Origin of the sequence: Candidatus Protofrankia californiensis (assembly GCF_900634765.1) — a bacterium.
Taxonomy (GTDB): Bacteria; Actinomycetota; Actinomycetes; order Frankiales; family Frankiaceae; genus Protofrankia; species Protofrankia californiensis.
The window spans coordinates 15,186-15,767 of record NZ_CAAAFT010000209.1; the positions used below are offsets into that span (position 1 = coordinate 15,186).

A 582-nucleotide genomic window follows, 5' to 3' on the forward strand; every position below is an offset into this window, starting at 1 on the left:
CGATCAAGGTCGTCGACGAGGCGGGCTTCGAGGTGCCGCGCGGTCAGGAGGGCGACCTCGCTTTCCGTGGGCCCAGCCACATGCTCGAGTACATCAACAACCCGCAGGAGACCGCCGCTCTGTTCACCTCGGACGGCTATTCGCGGTCAGGTGACCTGGGGGTCATGGACACCGACGGCTACGTCCGGGTGACCGGCCGGTTGAAGGACATCGTCATCCGCGGTGGCATGAACATCAGCGTCCGCCAGGTCGAGGATCTGCTCACGGCGCACCCGGCCGTCAGCGGTGTCGCGGTCGTCGGGATGCCGGATGACCGGCTGGGGGAGCGGCTGTGCTGCTACCTCGTGCTCGCCGCGGGGCATGAGTCGCTGACGCTGGAGGACATGCAGACCTACCTTCTCGATCAGGGTCTGGCCATCCAGAAGATGCCCGAACGCCTGGAGATCGTGCCACGGCTGCCGATGACCGCAACGGGCAAAATCCAGAAGCACCTTCTCCGCGCCGACATCGCCGAGAAACTCAAGGCGTGATCTGGGCTGGCGCGCCGCTGTCGATGCGGCGCGCCAGCCGCGGTGGGGCCGG

General features: G+C 67.2%; 1 protein-coding gene. It reads left to right on the forward strand.

Annotated features, from left to right (window positions below; genetic code table 11):
* Positions 1–530 (forward strand): AMP-binding enzyme (locus DD1DGNOD_RS29340; protein ID WP_241255661.1); only part of this gene is annotated, 530 nt, incomplete at its 5' end.
* Positions 531–582 lie beyond the last annotated feature (52 nt).